Raw genomic sequence first — 24,756 nt, forward strand, 5'->3', positions numbered from 1 at the left:
GTTAACCGAAAAAACCGTGCAGATACCAGCGCCGATTCAGACAGTCTTTAAACACCCAGCACAGGGCGCCGTGTTGGTGACGGGCAATATAGTAGTCGCGGGTTTGACGCTGCAGCCACCACTGGCCGTCGAAGCGCTCCGGGCCTTGTAATAAATGCAGCTCGCCCTGCCAAAATAAGCCTTCGGCAGTTTCGCTAATGGCCTCGGGGGGGTGGCAGAGCCAGTTTGGCCGAAGTAAGTTTGTGGCGTTTGGCGCTGTAGCTTGGGCTTGTAGTTTGTTGTGGCTAGGCGTTTGCGTCGCTGTGTGAGCGTCGCGAAGTACCCAGTTTAATTCCGGGAGGTGGGCGTCCTGTAAGGAAAATTGATGGCAGCGCTGGGAGCCTAGTCTAAGCTTTAGCTTGTCTAATACTTGCGCCGCCTTTTCCTGTTGTTTATTGCTATTTGCAGCATCAAATAACTGCTCGCAGTGTTGCTCGTTGCCAATAAATTGCTCGCAGCGCAGGCTTAGTGTTTCTACCGCACCCTGCAAACTGAGGGGTTCTAAGCGTAGCATCACCAATTCAATGAGACTGCGACGATCAAAATGGCGCTGGCTCAGGTCCAAAGACCAAGCCTCCTTGCTGCCATCTAAATAGTGGAACTCCCATTGCAAATCGCGATTTAGACATTGGCGCAGACGCAGATAGTGTTCCAACTCACTGAGTAAAGCTGAAACAGGAAAGCGCAGCTGCTGCTTGCTGTGCAGGCCGCCGTCAAAATGACGCTGGGCATTGAATGTATCAGGGGGGGCAAACTTGGGCCGAATATCGCTCTGTTCGCCTTGCAATTTAGCGAGCACAGTGACGATGTCTTTGCCAAAGCGGCGCTCAAGTTCAGCGCGGGGTAGGGCTTGGATATTACCGAGCGTGTGCATGCCCATTTCCCGCAAGGTATTCAGGGTTTTGGGCACGAGTGGTACAAGATCGATGGGTAATGCCTGCAGGGCATTCTGTAATGCTTCTTGGTGAAGCTGGCCAGCGGCACTCACTAACTTGGCTGGGCTGATGTTTTGGTGGCTGAGCAACTCCGCCGCTAGTGGCGTGTGGGCAATGCCCAGTTGTACGCTAAGCCCCCGGCGCCGAAAGGCGCTAATGAATTTGCGATAGAGTCGCGCCAGGTTTTTAAACAAGCGTAATGACGCACTCAATTCCAGTAGCACCGCATTGGGCGGAGAAAGGCAGACATCGCCACTGAAGCGGTAAGCCCAGAGCGCAATATTTTCTAAACACTGTTGCTCGGCCTGTACGTCGCGAGGACGAAGTTCGAGGGCGCTACATAAACTCATTGCACTCGCGACCGACATGCCGGCAGCGATTCCCGCCTGTTGGGCGGCGACATTCGCCATGACGATAATATTATTATGGCTTAATGCCAGCATGCCAGCCGAGTGCTTTGCGCCGAGGGCGTCGAGTGGCAGCGCTGGCAGCCGCAGGCATAACCACAGCATTAGTGGGACGGCTCGTTGCTGCCAGTCTTGATGACGTTGACAACGCTGTCCTGCCGCGTTGCGCTGGCGAATATACCAGTATTGGCCAGGACGCTAATTTTGCGCAGGGCTTGGGGGTGAGATTGTGTTTTGGCGACCGATGCGCTGCTATAGACTGGCCACGTCACTGCGGCACTTTGCTGTAAATAAAGGGCGGCGGGGCGAGCTAATTGCAGTTGCTGCCCAGCATGACCGCCTTGCTGTTTAATGATATTAATCTGTAGAGATTGCTTTGCTGCGCTCAAATTTAAGCGCAGGGGGGCGGGGGATATCTGCTGGGCTAAGCTCGCCGGGCGAAAATGAAGATGCCAGCACAGGCCCTCGAGGGCGGCTATGTGCAGGCGACGTAGCTGCCTATCATTTAGGTTCGGTTCATTAAACCAGCTTAATACCGCACTATACGCGCCGCTGCGCAGCAACTCTTCTGCGGCCCAAAGCTGATCTGCTAAGGTTTTTGGTCTGACCAAAAGTTGCTTGTCCACCGCCAAGCCCTGCGCGGCCAACGCGGGGGCATGGGGTAAATAGGGTGGGTTTAACCACGCCATTGGCCGGTCTGCCAGATGTTCGCGGAGGGCTGGCAGTAAAAACCACAGCTCACCAATCCCGTATTCCCCCAATAACTCAGTAGAACCGCTGCGGGGCCAGCCGCCGGTGTGCAGGGCGTTATCTAAGGTGCTAAACCCTGTGCTCAGGCGATCGCTAGCCGCCACTGAACTGCGGAGTTGCTGGCCTCGCCAGAGCTTGCGCTCATCGAGTAATTGATTGAGAGAGTGATTTTTCATTGCATTGCACAAACTACATTAGCGGGTATTAGCTGTATGTATATACAGTATATTATATGGCGTGAATGTCAATGTTGGATGAGGCGATGAAAGCGGCTGGCCTTATAGCTTTAGTTATGTGGGTATTTGTTGCTGGTGTGTTATCTATGTTATGTCGATGAGCTTCGGGTGGTTTATCATGCTTGAGACGCGTCTATTTTAGGTTGATGAATATGATATTTTCTTCTTGCTCGGCTTTTTCATTTCTCGTAAAAGCACGGGCATTCACTTTGCGGAGTGGCCGGTGTTAGGTAATCTTCGGTTTGCTTTGGTCGACCTTGAAACCACTGGCGGGCAGGCCAAGCAAGATCACATCATGGAAGCTGCGGTTCGCGTTGTTGGCGGCGATATTGATCTGGAATGGCAGTCTTTAATCGACCCTCTTTGTTCGGTGCCTTCATTTATCCAAGGTCTTACCGGTATAAGTAACGGTATGTTACGGGGCAAACCACGATTTTCTGACGTGCAGGAAGCCCTGTGGTCGTATTTAGATGGTGCCATTTTAGTTGCCCATAATGCCCGCTTTGATGCGGGGTTTTTACGCGCTAATTTTGCGCGTTATGGCCGCGACTACCAGCCACGTGTTTTATGTACGCTGAAATTGGCGCGTACCTTGTACCCCGATTGGCCAAAGCACGGTTTGGAGGCAATCTGTGCGCGGATTGGTTTTTACTCAGAGGTGCATCACCGGGCTATGGCCGACGTAGATGCGATGAAAGCTTTTCTCGACTACGCCCGCATCGATAAAGGCGAAGCCGTTTTTAATTTTGAAGTTGGCTTGCTGTTGGGCTTGCCGGTGTTGCCGCCGTCTATTCGTCAGGCTGATATTGATGCGATTCCTCGTGAGCCAGGTGTTTATCGGTTATTGGGTGAGGCGGGGGAGTTGCTGTATCTGGGTAGCGCTCGGTCTTTGCAGGAACAGGTACTTTCTCATTTTGAAAACGCCACAGGGGACAGTAAAGCGGCAAAATTGTTGCGCCGAGTAGACGCTGTTCAGTGGCAGATGCTGGCAGGCGAGTTATCTGCGGGTTTGCATTTAAGTGTGGCCTTGCGTCAGGAAAAGCCATTGCTGCAGCGTCGCGCTAAGGCCTTGGGTAAGCCCTGCTGTGTGCGCTTTATCATGCAAGACAGTGGCGAGTTACAACTGCGATTGCGTTCTGGCTTGCCCGCCAATATCGCGCAGACCGGTGAGGCGGTTGGGTTATTTCGCGAGCGTCAACACGCTAAAACCCGTATCAGAGAGTTGGCGAAAGAACATCAGCTTTGTCTGCGACGTTTGGCGGTGCTTGTTGAGGGGGAGATATGTGAGTGTGGTGCTTGCGTTTTAACTGCAGCGGGAACCGGTGAGTCGGTAGCAGTAGCGTCGGCGGCTGACTTTGCTGCGCGCGTAAAAGCGGCGTTTGCCGAATATCTGTATACGCCGTGGCCTTTTGCCGAACCAGTGTTGATTCATGAGGATAATGGCGCAGGCTTTAGCGAATGTCATTTGGTGTATGACTGGCGGCATTTTGGCAGTTTTCGCTGGAACGCTGAACGTGGGCAGTTACTTGAATTAAGCGGCTCAGCTGAACCGCTAGACTTGGCTGGGGCGCGGCGTATATGTGAGCAAACCCAAGAGTTTCGCTATGAGCATTACCGCTTATTGCGTGCCTTTCAGCATGACTTAACGTGGCAGCCATTGTCAGAGTTTACTGCAACAATAGGTGGAGAATACACGGCGTAAACTCGGCCTCTACCCCTGCGCGCTAATCAGGTATAATCGCCGCCAACATAGTGTTCTATTTAATACAGCTGCTTGCGCTTGTGGCGCGGCAGCAGATCAGTGAGATTTTCTTATGGCCATTTCTTCGTTTCATCCTCCTCTTCGCACGTTGATGGGCCCCGGCCCCTCTGATGTGCATCCGCGTATTCTCGAAGCGCTGGGTCGGCCAACACTGGGCCATCTCGACCCCTTGTTTGTGGGCATGATGGATGAAACCAAAGAGCTGTTGAAATACGCTTTTCAAACCAAGAATGAATTGACCTTGCCAATTTCTGCGCCGGGTTCAGCCGGCATGGAAGCCTGTTTTGTTAATTTGCTCGAGCCGGGTGATAAAGCGCTGGTGTGCGTGAACGGCGTATTCGGCAATCGGATGATTGAGAATGTGACGCGCTGTGGTGCCACTGCGATTCGCCTCGATTTTGCTTGGGGTACGGCTGTTGAACCCGCCGCTGTTGAGGCGGCTTTAAAAGAACATGGCGATATTAAAGTGCTGGCTTTTGTTCACGCTGAAACGTCTACTGGCGCGTTAAGCGACGCTGAAGCCCTGTGCGGCTTGGCTAAGCAATACGGTTGTTTGAGCATTGTTGATGCGGTGACCTCAATGGGCGGCGTGCCGCTATTGGTTGATAAGTGGCAGGCTGATGCCGTTTACTCGGGTAGCCAGAAGTGTCTGTCGTGCACACCGGGCTTGTCGCCGGTGACTTTTAGCCCAGCGGCAGTGGCAGCCATTAAAGCCCGTAAGCACCCAGTGCAAAGCTGGTTTTTAGATATGAATCTTATTTTGGGCTATTGGGGCGAGGGCGGTAAGCGTGCCTATCACCACACTGCGCCGGTCAATGCCTTATACGGTTTGCATGAGTCTCTGGTTATGCTGCAAGAAGAGGGCCTAGAGAATGCGTGGCAGCGTCATGCCACCATGCATAGCGCCTTAGCTGCTGGCTTAGAATGCTTGGGTGTTGAGTTTGTCGTGGCTGCGGAGCAGCGTCTGCCTCAGCTCAATAGCGTTTATATTCCTCAAGGCGTAGATGACGCCGCGACGCGCCAATATTTGTTGGCCAATCACAGCTTGGAGATTGGTGCCGGTTTGGGCGACCTTGCTGGTAAGGTATGGCGTATTGGTTTGATGGGCTATAGCGCCAAGCCTGAAAATATTCGCTTGCTGTTGTCGGGACTGGCTGCCGCGATGTTGGCACAAGGTTACGAGTGTGACGCGAGCGCAGCACTTGCCGCTGCTGATGCCGTATTAGCGTAAATTTAGTCGCTGCAGAAATCATTGCAGCGGCAATTTATCTGCTAATCTTTAGGTATCGCAGTTCCCGCTACCTTAAATGATGAGTGTGTCGACGTGAGTTCAAGTACCCCTTTGATTGAGCAAATCCGCGCGGATTTGCTGCAGGCGATTGAAAATGATGCCGTTGTACTGCCGACCTTGCCAGAAGTGGCCTTGGAGATCCGCGAGGCAGCCAGCGACCCAGACGTCAATATTGCAATGTTGGCCACCATTATTGAAAACGATAGCTCAATAGCGGCGAGAATTTTACGGGTTGCCAATAGTTCTCTACTGCGTGGTTTACAGCCGATTAACGACGTAAAAGGTGCTATCGGTCGCATTGGCTTGGGTTATACCAGTACCTTGGTGACGACCTTGGCGATGCAGCAAATCTTTCTGTCGACCAAAGAGTCTTTAAATCAGCGCATGCGCAGCATTTGGGTGCAGAGTACCGATGTTGCGGCGATTTCCTATACCTTGGCGAAATCTCAGCTTCATCTCAAACCAGAGCTGGCCACACTCGCGGGAATTATTCACCAGATTGGCGCTTTGCCAATATTGTCTTATGCGGTTGGTCGAGGCTTTTTACGGGACCATCCCGAGTTGCTAGACCAGGCCTTGCTAGAACTGAGTCCAGAAGTGGGGCGCCGAATTCTAGAGGTTTGGGGTTTTGCCCAGGAGTTAATTGTTGTTCCTGAAGGCTGCGCCGATTTTAGTCGTGATATTGAAAAAGCGGATTATGCCGATATTGTCACCGTAGCAAGATTGCAAACGTATGTCGGTACGCAGCACCCCTTGGCGGAAGTCGATTGGGCTGAGGTGACCGCATTTGCGCGACTCGGTTTGCCGGTAACACCGGGTGAAAGCGATGAGGCCTATCAGCAGCAGATCGAATTAATGCAGGGCATGTTGCGCGACTGACGAAAACCGATCGCGCTGCATGTCAGTTTATTTGATGAGCAGCGCGTCCCCCTCCGATTTATATCCCTTTTAAAGCTCCTAGGTAAACAATCTGCGCTTGATGGCTTAGTCTTTTGGCTGGGCGTCAAATTGCTGGCCGTTAACCTTCGCGCTAGCGTCACTCATCAAATACAGATACAGCGGCATAATAACGTCGGGTAGCGGATTGTCCTGCGGATTTTCACCAGGGTAGGCAGTGCGGCGCATGACGGTTTGGGTGGCGCCGGGGTTGATGGTGTTCACCCGCGTGTTGTTTAGCTCAAACTCTTCGTCGGCCAAGACCTGCATAAAACCTTCGGTGGCGAATTTAGAGACCGCATAGGCCCCCCAGAATGCCCGACCTTTGCGGCCGACGCTGGATGAGGTCAACACAATAGAGGCTGAGTTGGCGGCGGCTAACATTGGAAGCAGGGCTTGGGTCATCATAAACGCGGCGGTGATATTGACGTGCAATACGTCGTCCCAGCTGTCGACCGTTGTTTGTGCCAAAGTACGGCGCTGGCCGAGTATGCCAGCATTGTGAAGCAGGCCGTCAAGGTGACCAAATTCCCGTTCAATGGTGTTGGCCAGCTCCTCGTAATCTTTCATCACCGCGCCGCGTAAATGCACGGGGTAGATTGCGGCTTGGGGGTAGCCAGCGGCTTCGATCTCGTCGTAGACCGCTTCCAGTTTTTCAACGGTGCGGCCGAGTAAAATCACGGTGGCGCCGTGTTCGGCAAAGCTTAACGCTGCCGCACGGCCAATGCCGTCACCAGCACCGGTCACTAAAATGGTTTTACCCGCTAAACATTGGGGAGCGGCAATGAAATCACTGGGGAGGCTTAGGGGCACGGATTATCCTCGGCTTAAGAAGTATGTAGCTGGTTAATTAAGGGAATTAAATCTAGGGCTTGGGCGACGAGGTAGTCTGCTGCCCAGCTTTCGGCGCTGTCACCGGCTGAAACATAGCCGTAAGCGCAGGCCACGGTGCGCATGCTGGCATTGCGGCCGGCGTCGATATCGCGGCGGTGGTCGCCCACGTAAATGGTGTGTGCGGGCAGGCAGTCGATTTCTTTGCAGGCCAAGTAGATCGGTTCAGGGTGGGGCTTGCGATTTGTGACGTGGTCTGGGCAAATCGCGGTGGCGCAGCGCTGGCCTAGGCCCATTGCCGCGAGCAGTGGCTCAGTGAAGCGGGCGGGCTTATTGGTGACGATGCCCCATTTCATGCCGAGTGATTCTATGTGCGTCAAGACTTCGCTCATACCGGGGAAAAGTGTAGTGCTGACCGCGAGCTGAGCCAGGTAGCGGTCAAGAAATTCATCGAGCAGGGCTTGGAAACCCGCTTCGCCTTCTTGCTGTTGAAAACCGAGGCTGACCACTGCGCGGGCGCCATCGGACACCCGCTTGCGCACCTCGTCATAACGCTGCGGCGCTAATTCGCGCTCGCTGAGCATGGCGTTTAATACCGCGGTGAAATCCACTGCGGTATCAAGCAGGGTGCCATCCAGATCAAATAATACAGCCTTTAACATTAAAGTGGCTTCTTCACGTGAATCATGTAATTGACGTCGACATCTTTATCGTTAAGACGATAAGTGCGCAGTATGGGGTTGTAGGTTAAGCCAGTCATATGCTGCAGCTGTAAGTCGGCTTGACGCACCCAGTTGGCCAGCTCGGCAGGGCGAATAAAGCGGCTGAAGTCGTGGGTGCCACGGGGCAGCATTTTTAATAAATACTCGGCACCAACAATAGCGAACATAAAGGCCTTAGGGTTGCGGTTGATGGTTGAGAAATAAATATCGCCACCGGGTTTACAGAGTTTGGCGCAGGCGCGAATGACTGATGATGGATCGGGCACGTGTTCTAGCATTTCTAGACAGGTGACCACGTCGTAGCTGCCGGCTTCTGCCTCGGCGAGTTCTTCGGCGGTAATTTGTACATACTCAACCTTGGTGCCGGACTCTAGCTGATGCATGCGGGCGACGCTGAGTGGGGTTTCGCCCATGTCGATGCCCTTGACCGTGGCGCCGCGCTGGGCCATAGATTCAGACAGTATGCCGCCGCCGCAGCCAATATCGACAACCTTGCGCTCGGCCAGCGGTGAGCGCTCGTCAATATAGTTAACCCGCAGCGGATTGATGTCGTGCAGGGGTTTGAATTCGCTGTTGCGGTCCCACCAGCGGTGGGCGAGTTCTTCAAACTTGGCGATTTCTGCGGGGTCGACATTGCTAGTTGCGCTGCTTGAATGAGGCTGTTGCATTTTATTCTCCGCTAATTTTTTTGCGCCAGAGCTCGGCGCGGGCAATGATGTCCCGGCTGTCTAACGTGGTCAGTTCGCCATTATCCAGTACCTTGCGGCCCATGATCCAGCTATAGCGAACCCGGTGGCTGATATTGGTGTACGCAATTTGTGAGACGGGGTTGTAAATCGGCTGCTGTTCCAGCGCGGCGAGGTCTATGGCAATAATGTCTGCCTGTTTGCCGACTTCAAGGCTGCCCACCAAATGATCGATGCTCAGCGCTTTTGCGCCGTTGATTGTGGCCATTTCTAGGGCATAGCTGTCGGGCAGGGCGCTGGCGTCACCGGCGACCGCCTTGCCCAGCAGGGCGGCGGTGCGCATTTCGCCAAATAGATCCAGGTCGTTATTGCTGGCGGCGCCGTCGGTGCCAATGGCGACATTAATACCTGCCACGCGCATTTTTTCGACGGGCGAAAAGCCGCTGGCCAGCTTTAAATTAGATTCGGGACAGTGCACCGCTTGGCAGCCATGGCTGGCGAGCGTGGCAATATCCTCGTCGTTGAGGGCGGTTAAGTGCACGCACTGGGTCTTGGGGCCGAGTAGACCTAGCTCGGCGAGACGGGCAATCGGCCGCTTGCCCGATTGCGCTACGGCGTCATCCACTTCCTGCTGGGTTTCATGCAGGTGGATTTGAATAGGTACGTCCAGTTCCGCAGCAAAGGTCACAATGCGCTGCATGGCCTCATCGCCCACGGTATAGGGCGCGTGGGGGCCAAAGGCAATATTAATCAGCGCGCTGTATTTGTGTTCGTCGAGTAGGGCGAGGCCTTTACGAAAGTAGTCGTCAGGCCCACTGCCCCAGGCGCAGGGGAAATCGAATATGGGAAAGCTGAGTTGGGCGCGAATGCCGGCTTTACGTGCTACTTGGGCGGTAACCTCGGGGAAAAAATACATATCACTAAAGGTCGTGGTGCCGCTGCGGAGCATTTCGGCAATGGCCAGCTCGCTGCCGTCGCGCACAAAATCTTCGTTTACCCATTGGCCTTCGGCGGGCCAGATGTGGTCGTTAAGCCAAGTGTGCAGGGCTTTGTCGTCGGCCATGCCGCGAAACAGGCTCATGGCGGCATGGCCGTGGGCGTTGATTAGGCCTGGCATCACCGCATGGTGGTCGAGGTGAAGGATCTCCTTGGCGGTGATGGCCTGCGCTTCGGTAGCTGGCAATATGGCGCTGATTACGCCGTCATTAATGGCGATGGCGTAATGGCTAAGCGGCGCGCTGGCGGGGGTGACCGGTATTATCCAGCGGGCAAAAATCAGGGTGTCGGCGCTATTGATTGTGGGGGCGGGCATAGGGCTGTCCGGGTCCTGTTGAGCAAAGTCGCAAGTATACCCGCAAACAGGGGTGCTGTGGGCTGATTTGTGGCGATAGCACATTGATTTACGGCGATTTTGAACTGTCTTAGGTCGTTGAAAATATGCTATCATCGCCCCTTTATTTTCTGCTTCGAGCTGTTGCGTCGTTTGCGGTGATGGTGTCAGTACTGGCTTAAATACCGGATGCGGCCGATTTCTCAGCGACAATGCTGCGAAGCGCGTATCCATAATAAGGAATTACCCCGTTCATGGCTGATATAGCTAAAGAGATTTTGCCGGTCAATATTGAGGATGAGCTAAAGCAGTCCTACCTCGATTATGCAATGAGCGTTATTGTGGGTCGGGCATTGCCCGACGTCCGGGATGGTTTGAAGCCGGTTCATCGCCGGGTATTGTTCGCGATGAGCGAACTCAATAACGACTGGAATAAGGGCTATAAAAAGTCGGCCCGTGTCGTTGGTGATGTTATTGGTAAATACCATCCCCACGGCGATTCCGCGGTGTATGACACCATCGTTCGTATGGCGCAGCCGTTTTCGTTGCGCTATATGCTGGTTGATGGCCAAGGTAACTTTGGTTCTATCGACGGTGATAACGCGGCGGCCATGCGTTATACCGAAATCCGCATGCGCAAAATTGCCCATGAAATCCTTGCGGACCTCGATAAAGAGACCGTGGATTGGGTGCCTAACTACGATGGCACCGAGCAAATTCCAGAGGTAATGCCAACTAAGATCCCTGCGCTGCTGATTAACGGCTCCTCAGGTATCGCGGTAGGTATGGCGACCAATATTCCGCCCCACAATCTGACCGAAGTGATTAACGGTTGTTTGGCAACCCTCGATAATCCCGATATCACCGTTGAAGAGTTGATGGAGCATATTCCTGGCCCAGACTTTCCAACGGCGGCAATCATCAATGGCCGCGCTGGCATCGTCGAGGCGTATAAAACCGGCCGTGGTCGTATTTACATCCGCGCTCGCGCCGAAGTGATTATTGATGAAAAAACCCACCGCGAAACAATTATCGTCCACGAGTTGCCTTATCAGGTAAACAAAGCGCGGTTGATTGAGAAAATCGCCGAACTGGTTAAAGAGAAGAAAATAGAAGGCATTTCTGAGCTGCGCGATGAGTCTGATAAAGACGGTTTACGCGTGGTTATTGAAATGAAGCGCGGCGAAAGCGGCGAAGTGGTCTTAAACAACCTTTATGCCCAGACCCAGCTGCAGAATGTATTTGGTATTAATATTGTCGCCTTGGTCGACAAGCAGCCGCGCATTCTGAATTTAAAGCAGCTCATTGAATACTTTATTCGCCATCGCCGCGAAGTCGTTACTCGTCGTACTGTGTACTTGCTGCGCAAGGCGCGGGAGCGCGGTCATGTATTGGAAGGTCTCGCCATTGCGATTTCCAATATTGATGAAATTATTACCACTATTAAAGCCTCGGCAACCACCCAAGAGGCGAAAGATGCCTTGATTTCTCGTCCGTGGAAATTGGGTGATGTGGCTGGCATGCTGGAGCGCGCTGGCGAAAATGCCTGCCGCCCCGACGATTTAGAAGACATGTACGGCATGCGTGACGGCCAGTATTACTTGTCGCCAGTGCAGGTGCAGGCAATTCTGGATTTGCGTCTGCAAAAGCTGACCGGTCTTGAGCACGAGAAGCTGCTGGGCGAATATCAGGAACGCTTGTTGGAAATTGCTGAATATCTGAATATTTTGGCGAACCCTGATGTGTTGATTGCGGTTATTCGCGGTGAACTTGAGCAGGTTGTGGCCGATTACGGCGATGAGCGCCGCAGTGAGATCGTTGCCTCGCATCTGGATTTGAACCACGAAGACCTGATTCCTGAAGAAGACCGCGTTGTGACTATTTCCAACGGCGGTTACGCCAAGTCGCAGCCCTTAGACACCTACCAAGCCCAGCGTCGCGGTGGTATGGGCAAATCGGCGACCTCGGTTAAAGACGAAGATTTTGTTGAGCATTTATTGGTGGTGAACACCCATACCACTATTTTGTGTTTCAGTAATATTGGTAAGGTTTACTGGCTGAAGGTTTACCAAATTCCAGTTGCAGGCCGCAACTCCCGGGGCCGACCAATGGTGAATTTATTGCCACTGGGTGAAGACGAACGTATTACCTCAATACTGCCAGTTAATGAGTACACCGAAGGCTATTTCATCTTTATGGCCACCGGTCTGGGTACCGTGAAAAAGACCCCGCTAGAGGCCTTTTCTCGCCAGCGCAGTGTGGGCTTGCGCGCAATAGAATTGGACGAAGGCGATGTGCTCATTGGCACCGCAATCACTAACGGCGAAAACGATATCCTGCTGTTGACCAGTGCGGGTAAAGCGGCGCGTTTTGCTGAGCAAGATGTGCGCGCCATGGGCCGTACTGCGCGCGGTGTGCGCGGTATCCGTATGGATGAAGGTCAGCGCGCCATTGCCATGATTATTCCCCAAGAGGGCGGCTGTGTGTTGACCGTGTCTGAAAATGGCTACGGTAAGCGTACTTTGGTTGAAGATTTTCCTGCTAAAGGGCGCGGTAACCGCGGTGTTATCGCCATGGCCATGAGCGAGCGTAATGGCCCACTGGTTGGCGCCGTGCAAGTCTTTGAAGGCGACGATCTGATGCTGATCAGTGATCAGGGCACCTTGGTGCGTACCCGCACCGATGAAGTGTCGATTCTGAGTCGTAATACCCAAGGTGTTCGCGTTATTCGTCTTAAAGAAGACGAGCATTTGGTCGGCGTGCAACGGGTAGACGAAGAGGACGAAGCATTGCCATTGGATGAAGACGGCGAGCCAATTGTCGCGAGCGAAGCGGATGTGATTGCCGTTGAGCCAGATGATAGCGCCGCTGACGATGCGCCTGCGGTTGACGAGTAAGCTGTTTATTCGCAAATTTTTTAGCTAAGTAAAGGCGGCGGGCTTAACGCTCTGCCGCTATTTAATTTTTAATCTTTGGAGTGGCAACGTAAATGGCACGTCGTTTTAATTTTTGTGCAGGCCCAGCTTCTATTCCTGAAGCCGTATTAACTGAAGCCGCCGAGCAAATGCTGGATTGGCAAGGGCGCGGTTTGTCAGTAATGGAAATGAGCCACCGCTCCGATGAGATGGTTGGTATTGCCAATGAGGCTGAGGCCGATCTGCGCGAGTTGATGGGGATTTCCGACGACTACGCCGTGCTGTTCTTGCAAGGCGGCGCTAGCAGCCAATTTTCTGCCGTACCTTTAAACCTGATGGGTGAAGGCAAGGTTGTTGACTACGTGAATACCGGTGAGTGGTCTAAAAAGGCCATTAAAGAAGCCAAGCGCTATGCCAAAGTGAATGTGGTCGCCAGTTCAGAAGACACTAACTTCACCACAATTCCTGCTTTTGATAGCTGGAATCTGAGCGAAGATGCGGCGTATTTGCATTACACGCCAAATGAAACGATTGGCGGTTTGGAGTTTTTCTGGACACCAGAAAGCAAGGTGCCCTTAGTCGCCGATATGTCGTCGACTATTTTGTCGCGTCCGGTCGATGTGAATAAGTTTGGCTTGATCTACGCCGGGGCCCAGAAAAACATCGGCCCTGCCGGTTTGACCATCGTTATTGTGCGCAAAGACCTGTTGGGTAAAGCCAACGCGATGACGCCAACGATGATGGATTACAAGACGGCTGCCGATAATGACTCTATGTACAATACCCCGCCAACCTTGGCGTGGTATTTGGCGGGTTTGGTATTTAAATGGCTGAAGGCCCAGGGTGGTCTGGAAGCGATGGAAGTGCTTAACCGCCGTAAAGCAGAAAAACTGTATAGCTATATTGATGCCAGCGGTTTTTACAGCAACCCCGTTGAAGTGGCGAGCCGCTCGCTGATGAATATTCCCTTTGTTTTGGCAGACGCAAGCTTGGACAAAGCTTTCCTTGCCGGTGCTGAAGAAGCGGGACTGCTGAATTTGAAAGGCCACCGCTCTGTGGGTGGTATGCGCGCCAGTGTTTACAATGCGGTACCAGAAGAAGCAGTAGATGCCTTAATCGCCTACATGAAAACCTTCGCCGAGCAGAACAGCTAAGACTATGAGTGAAAGTAAAACGTCGCCAGTAGATCTCAATACCCTGCGTAAGGATATCGACAGCATCGATACCCAGATACACGAGTTATTGAATAGACGCGCCCGCTGTGCCCAGCAAGTGGCTGAAGTTAAATTGGCTGAATTCGCGGCGGCCCAGCAGTTTGAGTCCAGTGGCGACAGCAATAGCTCCCAGCAATTATTGTTTTATCGCCCCGAGCGTGAGGCTCAGGTCTTAGAGCGGGTGAAGGCGGCCAATAAGGGCCCCTTGGCTGACGACACTGTCGCGTTTATCTTTCGCGAAATTATGTCGGCGTGTTTGGCGCTGGAAAAGCCGATGGAAGTGGCTTATCTCGGCCCCGGCGGCACCTTTACCCAAGCAGCGGCATTGAAGCACTTTGGCCACGCGGTGATCAGTTTGCCTCAGGCGTCTATTGATGGTGTGTTTGCCAAAGTAGAATCCGGTCAGTGCCATTATGGCGTGGTGCCGGTAGAGAACTCTACCGAGGGAATGGTTTCTCACACCTTAGATGCTTTTATTAATTCGCCACTAAAGATTTGCGGTGAAGTTGAACTGCGAATTCGCCTACACCTTTTGGTAAGCAGCCAAACTTCTGGCAAAGAAATAAAGCGTATCTGTGCTCACCAACAAGCTTTGGCGCAAAGCCGCCGCTGGTTGGATGCGAATTTCCCCGGTATTGAGCGCGCTGCAGTAAGCAGTAATGGCGAAGCCGCGAGAATGGCGGCAGAGGAGGAGGGCGTCGCTGCGATTGCAGGGGATTTGGCGGAAAGCCAATACGGCTTGCAGCGCTTGGCGGGTAATATCGAAGATCAGCCCGACAATACCACGCGTTTTCTTATTATTGGTCGCGAGAATGTGTCGCCCAGTGGTCGTGATAAAACGTCCTTGGTGGTCTCTGCTCGCAACCGCCCAGGAGCGTTGTTTAAGCTGTTAGAGCCGTTCCAGCAAGCCGATGTCATGCTAACCCGGATAGATACCAGACCTTCGCGTAGCGAGACGTGGACCTATGTGTTCTTTATCGAATTTGAAGGTCATCGCGACGATCCTAAAATTATCGATATTCTCAATACCATTGAGCAGCACTCCATTATGTTTAAAGTCTTGGGTTCTTACCCCAAGGCGGCGCTTTAGTTATGTGTTTGCCCCTAGCCCTAATGCGGAAGGTAACTGAATAGTGAGTTGCGATGTATTTGCGCTGGCGAATGCCGGTGTGCGTGGTTTACAGCCCTACCAGCCGGGCAAACCGATTGAAGAGTTGCAGCGCGAGCTGGGTTTAAGCGATGTTGTTAAGCTGGCCAGCAATGAAAACCCGCTGGGACCGTCACCGCTGGCCTTGGCTGCGGCTGAAAAAGCCTTAAAAAATCTGCATCTTTACCCCGATGCCAGCGGTTTTGAGCTTAAGAAAAAATTGGCAGCAAAATTAGGTGTGACTGAGCTGCAGTTTACTCTCGGCAATGGTTCGAATGATGTGCTTGACCTTATTGCGCGCACGTTTCTCGGGCCAGGCTGCTCAGCCGTATTTTCCCAGCACGCCTTTATTGTTTACCCCATCGCCGTACAGGCCGTGGGCGCCCGCGCGATAGTAACGCCTGCGAAAAACTGGGGTCACGACCTTGATGCCATGGCGGCGGCAATTGAAGCCGATACCCGTGTGGTGTTTATTGCCAACCCCAATAACCCCACTGGCAATTACTTAAATTGCAAAGAATTGTCGGCGTTTCTCGCCAAAGTGCCAGACCATGTGATGGTGGTGCTTGATGAGGCTTATATTGAATTTGCCGGCGCCGATGACTTTCCGGATGGTCTCGATTTTTTAAAGACCTATTCAAATATTATTGTTACCCGTACTTTTTCTAAGGCCTACGGCCTAGCTGGTTTGCGTATTGGCTATGGTATAAGTAGCGCTGAAACCGCCGATTTGCTGAACCGAGTGCGAGCGCCCTTTAATGTTAGTGTGCCGGCCTTGGCGGCGGCCCTTGCAGTGCTGGATGACGATGATTATTTGCAGCGTAGTCAGCAGGTCAATCGCGACGGTATGCAGCAGCTATGTCAAGGTTTGGATACGCTAGGTCTGGCTTATATTCCCTCGTTGGGTAATTTTGTCGCTATTGAGTTGGCTGGTGATGCGATGCCGGTTTATCAAGCGCTGTTACGTGAAGGCGTCATTGTGCGGCCGGTTGGCGTGTATCAAATGCCCAAACACTTGCGGGTGTCGATTGGCCTTAAACACGAAAATCAGCGCTTTCTTGCTGCGCTGGAAAAGGTGTTGAGTGCCTAAGTTTTATATCAATAAACTCGCCATTATCGGTCTTGGACTGATGGGTGGCTCACTGGCTCGTGCACTAAAAGCGCAGGGTGCGGTAGGTGAGGTGGTTGCCACGGGACGCCGCGCAGCCTCCTTAGAAAGAGGTTTAGCGCTGGGTGTGATCGACGCGTGGACTCTTGATATGAAAGAGGCTGTCGCTAATGCCGATGTGGTGGTCATTGCCACGCCGACCTTGATTGCTGAAAAAGTACTGGCTGAGCTGGCACCGTTAATGACGCCGTCGATGGTTGTCACCGATGTTGCCAGTGTAAAAGGCAATATGCTGCGCGCTGCCGAACGGGTGTTTGGTGAAGTGCCTGCAAATTTTGTGATGGGTCACCCCATTGCCGGTTCCGAACAGAGTGGTGTAGAAGCTGCCACCGCCGATTTGTTTTTAGATCACCGTGTGATTCTGACGCCTTTAGCCACGACTGCCGAAGCTGCAACAGCGCTGATACAGACCATGTGGGAAGCTTGCGGCGCCGAAGTAGTGTGCATGGATGTGGCTGAGCACGATTCGGTGCTGGCGGCGACAAGTCATTTGCCTCATGTGCTAGCGTATACACTGGTTGATGCCCTCGCTCAGAATGGTTCTGCCGCGGATATTTTCCGTTTTGCCGCCGGTGGTTTTCGCGACTTTACGCGTATTGCCTCCAGCGACCCAACCATGTGGCACGATATTGCTCTTGCCAATCAAGACGCGATATTACAGGGCATAGATGATTTTAGTGCCCATTTAGACAAAGTCCGTGCGGCCATTGCCAGCGGCGATGGCGAAACCCTTTATGCCACCTTTGATCGTGCTAAGCGCGCTCGCGACGAACACTTTCTCGGGCAGTACCTCTGTCGGCAAAAGAAATCGCCCTCATCTTAATTAGCTTATTAAAGAGACTCTAATCGTGGAATTCCTATTGCAGCCCGGTGGTCAGATGCGCGGTACAGCCCGTGTTCCCGGTGATAAATCTATTTCCCATCGCTCCATTATGCTCGGCGCGATTGCTGATGGCACCACCACCGTTGATGGCTTTCTTGAAGGTGAAGATGCGCTGTCGACGCTGAAAGCCTTTCAGGCCATGGGTGTGCAAATCGACGGCCCGGAAAATGGCCGAGTAGTGATTCACGGTGTCGGCCGCGATGGCTTAAAAGCGCCTGCGGGCGATTTGTATGTGGGTAACTCTGGCACCTCGATGCGTCTGCTGGCGGGTTTACTTGCGGGGCAAAATTTTGATGTCACCATGACTGGTGACGTATCGCTGAGCAAGCGGCCGATGGAACGCGTGGCGGCGCCGCTGCGTGCAATGGGCGCGGTGGTTGAAACCGGTGAGGGTGGTCGTCCACCCTTAACACTGCGCGGCGGCAGTAAATTACAGGGTATTGATTACGTGCTACCCATGGCCAGTGCTCAGGTCAAATCCTGCGTGCTGCTGGCTGGCTTGTACGCGGAAGGTCAAACCCGCACCACTGAACCAGCGCCCACTCGAGATCACAGCGAGCGCATGCTGCGTGGTTTTGGCTACGACGTTCAGGTCACGGGCCCCGTGGCCACGCTTCAGGGTGGCGGTCGTTTGTCGGCAGTACACATTGACGTGCCAGCGGACATCTCTTCGGCGGCCTTTTTTATGGTGGCGGCGAGTATTTGCCCCAATGCCGATTTAACCCTTGAGCACGTTGGTATTAACCCCACCCGCGTTGGCGTCATCAATATTCTTTGCGCTATGGGTGGTGATATCACTGTCTTTAACGAACGCGAAGTGGGTGGCGAGCCAGTGGCAGATATTCGTATTCGCCATGCCAAGCTTAAGGGTATTAATATCCCGGAAGATCAGGTGCCTTTGGCGATAGATGAATTCCCAGTACTTTTCGTCGCAGCAGCCTGCGCCGAAGGCCGCACGGTATTGACCGGCGCCGAAGAGTTACGTGTTAAAGAGAGCGATCGAATTCAAGTCATGGCCGATGGTCTGCAGGCGATGGGTATTTCGGCTGTACCGACTGAAGACGGTATTGTGATTGAAGGCGGTCAAATCACCGGTGCAACAGTTAATAGCCACCACGATCACCGTATTGCCATGTCCTTTGCGGTGGCCTCGCTGCGCGCGACTGAAACAATTCGGATACAGGATTGTGATAATGTAGCGACCTCATTCCCGAACTTTGTTGAATTGGCGGCGAGCTTGGGGATGCAGATCGAGCAATTTGATGCAGAGAATGCCTCATGAGTAATGTTCCCGTTATTGCCATTGACGGCCCCAGCGGTTCCGGCAAAGGCACTTTGTGTCAGACCTTGGCGCGTCATTTTGGTTGGCACTTATTAGACAGTGGTGCCTTATACCGTTTGACGGGTATGGCTGCCGATCGTCATGGCATAGCTTTAGACGATGAGCTGGCAGTTGCTGAACTGGCCAAAAATTTAGATGTACAGTTTGTGCCCGGTGAATCAGGTGAACCTACCTCGGTGCTGCTGGAAGGCGATGACGTGAGCGGCGAGCTGCGCACCGAGAAAACCGGTTTGCTCGCTTCGAAAGTCGCCGTTTTGGGCGCCGTGCGCAGCGCCTTATTGCAGCGTCAGCGGGATTTTGCGCAAACGCCGGGGCTGGTCGCTGATGGCCGGGACATGGGTACGGTGGTGTTTACCGATGCACCGCTCAAGATATTTTTAACCGCCAGCGCAGAGGAACGCGCCGAGCGGCGCTATAAGCAGTTGAAATCAAAGGGTGATAATGTTAATCTCGCGACCCTTTTATTGGAGATTCAGGCTCGCGATAAGCGAGATTCTGAGCGCGAACTGGCTCCTTTAAAGCCCGCTGCTGACGCGATACAACTTGATAGCAGTGGTTTAGGGATCGAAGAAGTGTTCGAACGGGTGTTGGCAGAAGCCAAGATTCGTCAGCTTGGCTTGTAAAAGTCAGCTAAAAACCGTCACAGACAGCGCAAATACCAGCTGGCGTTGTTTTGGGGCAATATGAATTGACCCGTGTAAGCTGGATACACGGCGATACGGTGGCGATGCCACTATTAATACTCAGGTAATGACTAATGAGCGAGAGCTTTGCTGATCTATTTGAAGAAAGTTTAAAAACCATTGATATGAAACCCGGTTCAATCGTAACCGGTGTTGTTATCGATATTGACAGTGATTGGGTTACCGTTCACGCCGGACTGAAATCTGAGGGTGTTATTCCTCGCGAGCAGTTTCTGAGCGAAAGCGGTGAGTTCATTCTGGCAATTGGTGACGAAGTTCAAGTTGCTTTAGAGTCTGTAGAAGATGGCTTTGGCGAAACTAAACTGTCACGTGAAAAAGCCAAGCGTGCTGAAGCATGGACTACTCTTGAAGCTGCCTATGAAGCTGAAGAAACCGTTATCGGTATCATCAATGGCAAGGTAAAAGGTGGTTTTACTGTCGACATCAACAGCATCCGTGCCTTCCTGCCCGGTTCATTGGTTGACGTTCGTCCGGTTCGCGATACTGCGCACCTCGAAGGCAAAGAACTCGAATTCAAAGTCATTAAGCTGGACCAGAAGCGTAACAACGTTGTTGTTTCTCGTCGCGCCGTTCTTGAGAGCGTAAACAGCGAAGAGCGCGAAGCGCTACTCGAATCTCTGCAAGAAGGCATGATTGTTAAAGGTATCGTTAAGAACCTGACCGACTACGGCGCATTCGTAGACTTGGGCGGTATTGACGGCCTGTTGCACATCACCGATATGGCTTGGAAGCGTATTAAGCACCCAAGCGAGATCGTGAATGTTGGCGACGAAATTGACGTTCGTATTCTTAAGTTCGACCGTGAGCGCAACCGCGTTTCATTGGGTCTGAAGCAGCTTGGCGAAGATCCATGGGTGGCTATCAAAGGCCGTTACCCAGAGAATTCACGTGTTAAAGCCAAGGTTACTAATCTGACTGACTACGGCTGCTTCGCTGAAATTGAAGAAGGCGTTGAAGGTTTGGTTCACGTTTCAGAAATGGATTGGACCAACAAAAACATTCACCCATCGAAAGTGGTTAATGTTGGCGACGAAGTAGAAGTAATGATCCTGGATATCGACGAAGAGCGTCGTCGTATTTCTTTGGGTATCAAGCAGTGCCAGCAGAACCCATGGGATGCTTTCGGTGGCCAGTTCACTAAAGGCGACAAGATCAAGGGCGCTATCAAGTCTATTACTGACTTCGGTATCTTCATCGGTCTAGACGGCAACATCGACGGTCTGGTTCACTTGTCAGACATTTCTTGGAACGAAACCGGCGAAGAAGCCGTGCGTAAGTTCAAGAAAGGCGACGAGATTGAGACGGTAATCCTGTCTATCGATCCTGAGCGCGAGCGTATTTCTTTGGGCATTAAGCAGCTTGAAGACGACCCGTTCTCTAACTACGTTGCTGAAAATGACAAAGGCGCCATTGTAAATGGTGTTGTTAAAGAAGTTGACGCTAAAGCCGCTATCATCGTATTGAGCGAAGAAGTGGAAGGCGTACTGAAAGCTTCTGAAATCAGCCGTGATAAAGTTGAAGATGCGCGTAACGTCCTGAAAGTGGGCGAGACCGTTGAAGTTAAGATTATCAGTGTTGATCGCAAGAATCGCGCAATGACCTTGTCTATTAAAGCCAAGGACGTTGACGACGAGAAAGAAGCAGTTAAGTCACTGCGTGAGAAGGACACTGAGACCGTTGCACCTGCAACTACTATCGGTGACTTGATCAAAGCTCAGATGGAAAACAAAGACTAAGGTCTGCGTGACGCGCACTTATCGTGATAAGTGCGCGTAACTATCTGGCTTATATGCAAAATAATGCTAAGCTAGGCTTGAATGTTGGCGACAACGGGAACAAGCAATGACCAAATCCGAGTTAATAGAACTAATCGCAGAGCACCAGCCTCAGCTGTCTCACAAGGACATTGAGCTGGCAGTAAAAACCATGATTGAGCATATGTCTCAGGTCTTGGCGACTGGCGATCGTATAGAAATACGCGGCTTTGGCAGTTTTTCGCTGCACTATCGGGAGCCTCGCATGGGGCGGAATCCAAAAACCGGTGATACAGTTGAGCTGCCTGGTAAATATGTTCCTCATTTCAAACCTGGTAAAGAATTACGTGAGCGGGTAAACCTGAGCATTCAATCAGGCGCTTAGTTGCGGTATCTGCTGGCGTTATTTTTTAAGAAACGGTATGGTCTTTGGCTATATCGTTTTTTTTTGTGTGGATGAAACTAGATGCGCCTCATTGGTTCGATATTAGTGCTGGTATTATTATTCGCTGTGCTGGGCTTGGGTTTACTTTTTACCCTCGAAAACGATGTGCTTGTGCCGCTGAATATCCTGGTTGCAGAGCTTCCCGCACAACGTCTGTCAACTTGGATAATACTCGCGTTCTTTTTGGGTGGCGTATGCGGTCTATTGGCAGCGTCAATTGCCATATTGCGCCTTCAGGCATCCCGGTTGAGTCTGCGCCGCCAGTTGGCTGCTAAGCCCGGTAAAGCGGTTGTGGAGAGTCGTGGTGCGGGTGTCTGAGTTTAAATGAGCAATGAGTTACTGCAGTTTTTGTTTTTTGTGGTCGCAGTGTCAGCGGGGTGGTTAGCGGGTTATTGCTATCGGCCACGGTCGGGGAAAAAAGACACTGAGACTAGTAGCTCGTATTATAAAGGTCTTAATTACTTGCTGAGCGAGCAGCCCGATGCTGCGGTGATGACAGTAATTAATGATTTGCCTGTCAATCTTGAAACACTTCCTACTCATTTGGCGCTAGGTAATTTACTGCGTAGTAAGGGTGAGGTTGATGGCGCGATCCGTGTTCATCAAAATTTGTTGTCGCGACCAAGCCTGCCCAGAGAAAAACTTCATCAAGTTCACTTAGAGCTGGCTCGAGATTATATTTCTGCCGGTGTGTTAGATCGCGCTGAGCGCTTATTGAAAGATGTGGTTGATGAGTCGGAGGTGTTTCGCGCTGATGCCTTAGAGCATTTGCAGCATATTTATCAAACAGAGCGCGAATGGGATCACGCTATAGCCGTCGCGCTGCGCCGCTTGCCACCCCGCAGTTGGTTGAAAAAAGCCCCTGTGGCAGGGCCTGCGGATCGTCGAGTTGAGCGCGCCTTAAGTCATTTTTATTGCGAAAAAGCCCAGTTGCTGTTGGCCGAGCACAATTACAAAGAGGCGATAGCGGCTCTGCAAAGCGCCCGGCAGTTTGACCGAGATAATGTTCGTGCCTATATGTTGTCGGCCAATATTGCACTAAAACAAAATAAGCCCGAGCTGGCGCTGGACTTGCTGCATACCGCAATCGATAGGCAGGCGGCGTTTAGCTCGGAAATGCTGCCTTTGTTTCGCGAAGCCTTTGCTCGTTTTAGCGGGCGAGACGCCTATTTAGATGCCTTGCTTGGTATTGCTAAAAATACCGAGAGCTCAGCCTTTATTATTGAGGCGGCAGAGTTGATGGCGGCCAAGGATGGCAGTGAGTTAACGCTTCAATATTTATTAGATGCTGCGCGGCAGCGGCCTACCCTTGGTTTATTGGCAAAGGTGCTTGAGCAACCAGCGGCAGGAAGCGGCCAAACTCTGGAGCTGGTGCAGGGGGTTTTGCTGAAATTGCGCGCAGAGCGCCCGGCCTATCGCTGCCGACAGTGCGGCTTTTCCGGTCAAAAGTTACACTGGTTGTGTCCCAGCTGTGAGCAGTGGGGTACCATAACGCCCATTCGTGGAACCCAGGGTGATTAAGCAAATATTATGAGTTCAAAAACACCACTTTCCCCAGTCATTATTGCCTTGGATTTTGCAAGGCGTGCCGAATTAGATGCGCTGGTTGATCAATTGGATCCAAGTCAGTGTCGTCTAAAAGTCGGTAAAGAGCTTTTTACTTTATTTGGCCCAGAGGTAGTAAGAAGCCTGCAGCAGCGCGGTTTTGAAGTATTTCTCGATTTAAAATTTCACGATATTCCCAATACCACGGCGGCGGCAGTGGCTGCTGCAGCTGAACTCGGGGTGTGGATGGTGAATGTGCATGCCAGTGGCGGCGCAAAAATGATGTCGGCTGCTAAAACGGCCTTGCTGCCCTACGGTAAAGACGCGCCCTTGCTGATTGCTGTCACCGTATTAACGTCGATGCATAGTGATGAATTGGCGGCTATTGGCGTGGCAGGTGACGCGCCAGCCCAGGTATCGCGGCTCGCGGCGTTGACTGCCGACTGTGGTTTAGATGGTGTAGTCTGCTCTGCACAGGAAACGCCAATATTGCGGGCTCAAAGTTCAGACCAGTTTTTGCTGGTGACGCCAGGAATACGCCCGGCCGGAAGCGAACTCAGTGACCAGACGCGGGTAGCGACACCCGCCGACGCGATGGCGATGGGCAGTAGTTATTTAGTTATTGGGCGGCCAGTTACGCGTAGCGCGAACCCTTTGGCGGCCCTCAAGGCTATAAATCAATCATTGGGCTATTGAACTAGAGTACATTCGGTTAAATGGCCTAGCTTAAAAAATAAGGAAGTTAATGTGGCTTATATAGATGTGTTTAACGGCGATGCCGACGGTTTGTGTTCGCTGGTGCAATTGCGCAATGCAAGTCCGGTGGAGAGTCGTCTTGTTACCGGCGTAAAACGTGATATCGATTTATTAGATCGGGTAACGGTTAGCGAGGGCGATCAGCTCACGGTGCTGGACGTGTCGCTCGATAAAAACCGCGTGGGTTTAGTGGCGGCGCTGGAGGCGGGCGCCGAAGTAACTTACGTGGATCACCATTTTGCTGGTGATATTCCGCAGCATGCTAAGTTAACTACGCACATCAATACGGCGTCTGACGTGTGTACCAGTTTATTGGTAAATGGCATGCTAAAGGGCCAATTTGCAGAGTGGGCCGTTGTTGGCGCCTTTGGTGATAATTTGCGCAATAGCGCCTTGGCGGTGGCTAAGCCCCTTGACCTCAGCGCTGCTGAATTAGAGCTGCTCGAGAATTTGGGAATCTACCTTAATTACAATGGCTATGGCGCGAGTATTGAAGATTTGCACTTTGATCCTGAAACGCTCTATCGCAGCATTGCTCCCTTTGCGAGTCCGCGAGCTTTTATGCTCGAAGCGAAGGAAACTTTTTCTCAGCTTGAAGAAGGCTATAAAAACGATATGCGCGCCGCCAGTGAATTGCCAGCGGCTCACAGCGATAAGGCGACGGCGGTATTTATACTGCCGGACGAGCGCTGGGCACGCAGGGTGAGTGGCGTATATAGCAATGACCTCGCCAATGATAGTCCCGATCGTGCTCACGCCGTGCTCACTGAAAAGCAAGATGGCAACTATCTAGTCAGTATCCGTGCCCCCTTAAATAATAAGCGCGGCGCCGATGAGTTTTGTCGACAATTTGCCACCGGTGGTGGCCGTGCGGCAGCGGCGGGTATTAACGACTTGCCAATGACCAGTCTCACTAATTTTATTGATCGCTTCCAGTCCTTCTACGGGAACATGTAAT

Annotated in this window: 22 protein-coding genes; 16 read left to right on the plus strand and 6 right to left on the minus strand. The window is 52.3% G+C overall.

The window, feature by feature from the left end:
* Position 1: 1 nt before the first annotated feature.
* A complete protein-coding gene (locus AZF00_RS06475) occupies positions 2-1,486 on the minus strand; it encodes a Y-family DNA polymerase (RefSeq protein WP_062383450.1) in 1,485 nt (494 codons plus the stop codon).
* The gene (gene imuA, locus AZF00_RS06480; protein WP_062383453.1) at positions 1,486-2,307 is read right to left on the minus strand and encodes a translesion DNA synthesis-associated protein ImuA; all 822 of its coding nucleotides are present in this window, start codon (positions 2,305-2,307) and stop codon (positions 1,486-1,488) included. The genes AZF00_RS06475 and imuA overlap by 1 nt, the downstream gene beginning before the upstream one ends.
* 283 nt (positions 2,308-2,590) lie before the next feature.
* Between imuA and AZF00_RS06485 the strand changes: the two genes are divergently transcribed.
* The 3 genes from AZF00_RS06485 (at position 2,591) to AZF00_RS06495 (ending at position 6,299) form a co-directional block, all read left to right on the plus strand.
* Complete coding sequence (locus AZF00_RS06485; RefSeq protein WP_197465718.1) at positions 2,591-4,069, plus strand: exonuclease domain-containing protein; 1,479 nt, start codon at positions 2,591-2,593, stop codon at positions 4,067-4,069.
* 112 nt (positions 4,070-4,181) lie between these two features.
* Entirely contained in the window at positions 4,182-5,360 is a 1,179-nt protein-coding gene (locus AZF00_RS06490) for a pyridoxal-phosphate-dependent aminotransferase family protein (RefSeq protein WP_008247122.1), read from the plus strand.
* A gap of 93 nt (positions 5,361-5,453) precedes the next feature.
* On the plus strand, positions 5,454-6,299 hold the full coding sequence (locus AZF00_RS06495) for an HDOD domain-containing protein (protein ID WP_008247124.1): 846 nt from the start codon (positions 5,454-5,456) through the stop codon (positions 6,297-6,299).
* 105 nt (positions 6,300-6,404) lie between these two features.
* Here the strand turns inward: AZF00_RS06495 and AZF00_RS06500 are convergent, their stop codons facing one another.
* The 4 genes from AZF00_RS06500 to AZF00_RS06515 are packed head-to-tail and all read right to left on the minus strand — an operon-like array spanning position 6,405 to position 9,907.
* Entirely contained in the window at positions 6,405-7,169 is a 765-nt protein-coding gene (locus AZF00_RS06500; protein WP_008247135.1) for a YciK family oxidoreductase, read from the minus strand.
* A gap of 14 nt (positions 7,170-7,183) precedes the next feature.
* On the minus strand, positions 7,184-7,849 hold the full coding sequence (locus tag AZF00_RS06505) for an HAD-IA family hydrolase (RefSeq protein WP_008247137.1): 666 nt from the start codon (positions 7,847-7,849) through the stop codon (positions 7,184-7,186).
* The gene (gene ubiG / locus AZF00_RS06510; RefSeq protein WP_008247138.1) at positions 7,849-8,577 is read right to left on the minus strand and encodes a bifunctional 2-polyprenyl-6-hydroxyphenol methylase/3-demethylubiquinol 3-O-methyltransferase UbiG; all 729 of its coding nucleotides are present in this window, start codon (positions 8,575-8,577) and stop codon (positions 7,849-7,851) included. The genes AZF00_RS06505 and ubiG overlap by 1 nt, the downstream gene beginning before the upstream one ends.
* Before the next feature lies 1 nt (position 8,578).
* Complete coding sequence (locus tag AZF00_RS06515) at positions 8,579-9,907, minus strand: TRZ/ATZ family hydrolase (protein ID WP_062383456.1); 1,329 nt, start codon at positions 9,905-9,907, stop codon at positions 8,579-8,581.
* 272 nt (positions 9,908-10,179) lie between these two features.
* Here AZF00_RS06515 and gyrA point away from each other — a divergent pair, with 272 nt between their 5' ends.
* The 13 genes from gyrA to AZF00_RS06580 all read left to right on the plus strand — a co-directional run bounded on the left by gyrA (position 10,180) and on the right by AZF00_RS06580 (position 24,755).
* Complete coding sequence (gyrA, locus tag AZF00_RS06520) at positions 10,180-12,822, plus strand: DNA gyrase subunit A (RefSeq protein ID WP_062383459.1); 2,643 nt, start codon at positions 10,180-10,182, stop codon at positions 12,820-12,822.
* A 92-nt stretch (positions 12,823-12,914) separates the two neighbouring features.
* A complete protein-coding gene (gene serC / locus AZF00_RS06525) occupies positions 12,915-13,994 on the plus strand; it encodes a 3-phosphoserine/phosphohydroxythreonine transaminase (RefSeq protein ID WP_008247141.1) in 1,080 nt (359 codons plus the stop codon).
* A 4-nt stretch (positions 13,995-13,998) separates the two neighbouring features.
* A complete protein-coding gene (gene pheA / locus AZF00_RS06530; RefSeq protein ID WP_008247142.1) occupies positions 13,999-15,144 on the plus strand; it encodes a prephenate dehydratase in 1,146 nt (381 codons plus the stop codon).
* Positions 15,145-15,187: 43 nt separating this feature from the next.
* The gene (gene hisC, locus AZF00_RS06535) at positions 15,188-16,291 is read left to right on the plus strand and encodes a histidinol-phosphate transaminase (protein ID WP_008247143.1); all 1,104 of its coding nucleotides are present in this window, start codon (positions 15,188-15,190) and stop codon (positions 16,289-16,291) included.
* Complete coding sequence (locus AZF00_RS19455) at positions 16,284-17,192, plus strand: prephenate dehydrogenase/arogenate dehydrogenase family protein (RefSeq protein WP_050985161.1); 909 nt, start codon at positions 16,284-16,286, stop codon at positions 17,190-17,192. Before hisC ends, AZF00_RS19455 begins: the two co-directional genes overlap by 8 nt.
* 25 nt (positions 17,193-17,217) lie before the next feature.
* Positions 17,218-18,534 (plus strand): 3-phosphoshikimate 1-carboxyvinyltransferase, encoded by a 1,317-nt coding sequence (gene aroA / locus AZF00_RS19460; protein WP_050985162.1) that lies wholly within the window; start codon positions 17,218-17,220, stop codon positions 18,532-18,534.
* Positions 18,531-19,217 (plus strand): (d)CMP kinase, encoded by a 687-nt coding sequence (cmk, locus tag AZF00_RS06550; RefSeq protein ID WP_008247151.1) that lies wholly within the window; start codon positions 18,531-18,533, stop codon positions 19,215-19,217. Before aroA ends, cmk begins: the two co-directional genes overlap by 4 nt.
* 134 nt (positions 19,218-19,351) lie before the next feature.
* Entirely contained in the window at positions 19,352-21,034 is a 1,683-nt protein-coding gene (rpsA, locus tag AZF00_RS06555; RefSeq protein ID WP_008247152.1) for a 30S ribosomal protein S1, read from the plus strand.
* A gap of 106 nt (positions 21,035-21,140) precedes the next feature.
* Complete coding sequence (gene ihfB / locus AZF00_RS06560; protein WP_008247153.1) at positions 21,141-21,437, plus strand: integration host factor subunit beta; 297 nt, start codon at positions 21,141-21,143, stop codon at positions 21,435-21,437.
* Positions 21,438-21,518: 81 nt separating this feature from the next.
* The gene (locus AZF00_RS06565) at positions 21,519-21,815 is read left to right on the plus strand and encodes a LapA family protein (protein ID WP_008247154.1); all 297 of its coding nucleotides are present in this window, start codon (positions 21,519-21,521) and stop codon (positions 21,813-21,815) included.
* Positions 21,816-21,821: 6 nt separating this feature from the next.
* Positions 21,822-23,018: a tetratricopeptide repeat protein gene (locus AZF00_RS06570; protein WP_008247155.1), complete on the plus strand. Its 1,197-nt coding sequence runs from the start codon at positions 21,822-21,824 to the stop codon at positions 23,016-23,018.
* A 9-nt stretch (positions 23,019-23,027) separates the two neighbouring features.
* On the plus strand, positions 23,028-23,738 hold the full coding sequence (gene pyrF, locus AZF00_RS06575; RefSeq protein ID WP_062383460.1) for an orotidine-5'-phosphate decarboxylase: 711 nt from the start codon (positions 23,028-23,030) through the stop codon (positions 23,736-23,738).
* A 51-nt stretch (positions 23,739-23,789) separates the two neighbouring features.
* The gene (locus AZF00_RS06580) at positions 23,790-24,755 is read left to right on the plus strand and encodes a hypothetical protein (RefSeq protein ID WP_062383463.1); all 966 of its coding nucleotides are present in this window, start codon (positions 23,790-23,792) and stop codon (positions 24,753-24,755) included.
* Position 24,756: the final 1 nt, after the last annotated feature.

This window comes from Zhongshania aliphaticivorans (assembly GCF_001586255.1).
Lineage (GTDB): Bacteria > Pseudomonadota > Gammaproteobacteria > Pseudomonadales > Spongiibacteraceae > Spongiibacter > Spongiibacter aliphaticivorans.

Coding starts and splice junctions, on each gene's coding strand:
- AZF00_RS06475 (WP_062383450.1), bottom strand. CDS start 1,486: ATGCTGTGGTTATGCCTGCGGCTGCCAGCGCTGCCACTCGACGCCCTC.
- AZF00_RS06570 (WP_008247155.1), top strand. CDS start 21,822: ATGAGCAATGAGTTACTGCAGTTTTTGTTTTTTGTGGTCGCAGTGTCA.
- ihfB (WP_008247153.1), top strand. CDS start 21,141: ATGACCAAATCCGAGTTAATAGAACTAATCGCAGAGCACCAGCCTCAG.
- AZF00_RS06565 (WP_008247154.1), top strand. CDS start 21,519: ATGCGCCTCATTGGTTCGATATTAGTGCTGGTATTATTATTCGCTGTG.
- pyrF (WP_062383460.1), top strand. CDS start 23,028: ATGAGTTCAAAAACACCACTTTCCCCAGTCATTATTGCCTTGGATTTT.
- ubiG (WP_008247138.1), bottom strand. CDS start 8,577: ATGCAACAGCCTCATTCAAGCAGCGCAACTAGCAATGTCGACCCCGCA.
- serC (WP_008247141.1), top strand. CDS start 12,915: ATGGCACGTCGTTTTAATTTTTGTGCAGGCCCAGCTTCTATTCCTGAA.
- gyrA (WP_062383459.1), top strand. CDS start 10,180: ATGGCTGATATAGCTAAAGAGATTTTGCCGGTCAATATTGAGGATGAG.
- pheA (WP_008247142.1), top strand. CDS start 13,999: ATGAGTGAAAGTAAAACGTCGCCAGTAGATCTCAATACCCTGCGTAAG.
- AZF00_RS06505 (WP_008247137.1), bottom strand. CDS start 7,849: ATGTTAAAGGCTGTATTATTTGATCTGGATGGCACCCTGCTTGATACC.
- AZF00_RS06515 (WP_062383456.1), bottom strand. CDS start 9,907: ATGCCCGCCCCCACAATCAATAGCGCCGACACCCTGATTTTTGCCCGC.
- AZF00_RS06490 (WP_008247122.1), top strand. CDS start 4,182: ATGGCCATTTCTTCGTTTCATCCTCCTCTTCGCACGTTGATGGGCCCC.
- rpsA (WP_008247152.1), top strand. CDS start 19,352: ATGAGCGAGAGCTTTGCTGATCTATTTGAAGAAAGTTTAAAAACCATT.
- cmk (WP_008247151.1), top strand. CDS start 18,531: ATGAGTAATGTTCCCGTTATTGCCATTGACGGCCCCAGCGGTTCCGGC.
- imuA (WP_062383453.1), bottom strand. CDS start 2,307: ATGAAAAATCACTCTCTCAATCAATTACTCGATGAGCGCAAGCTCTGG.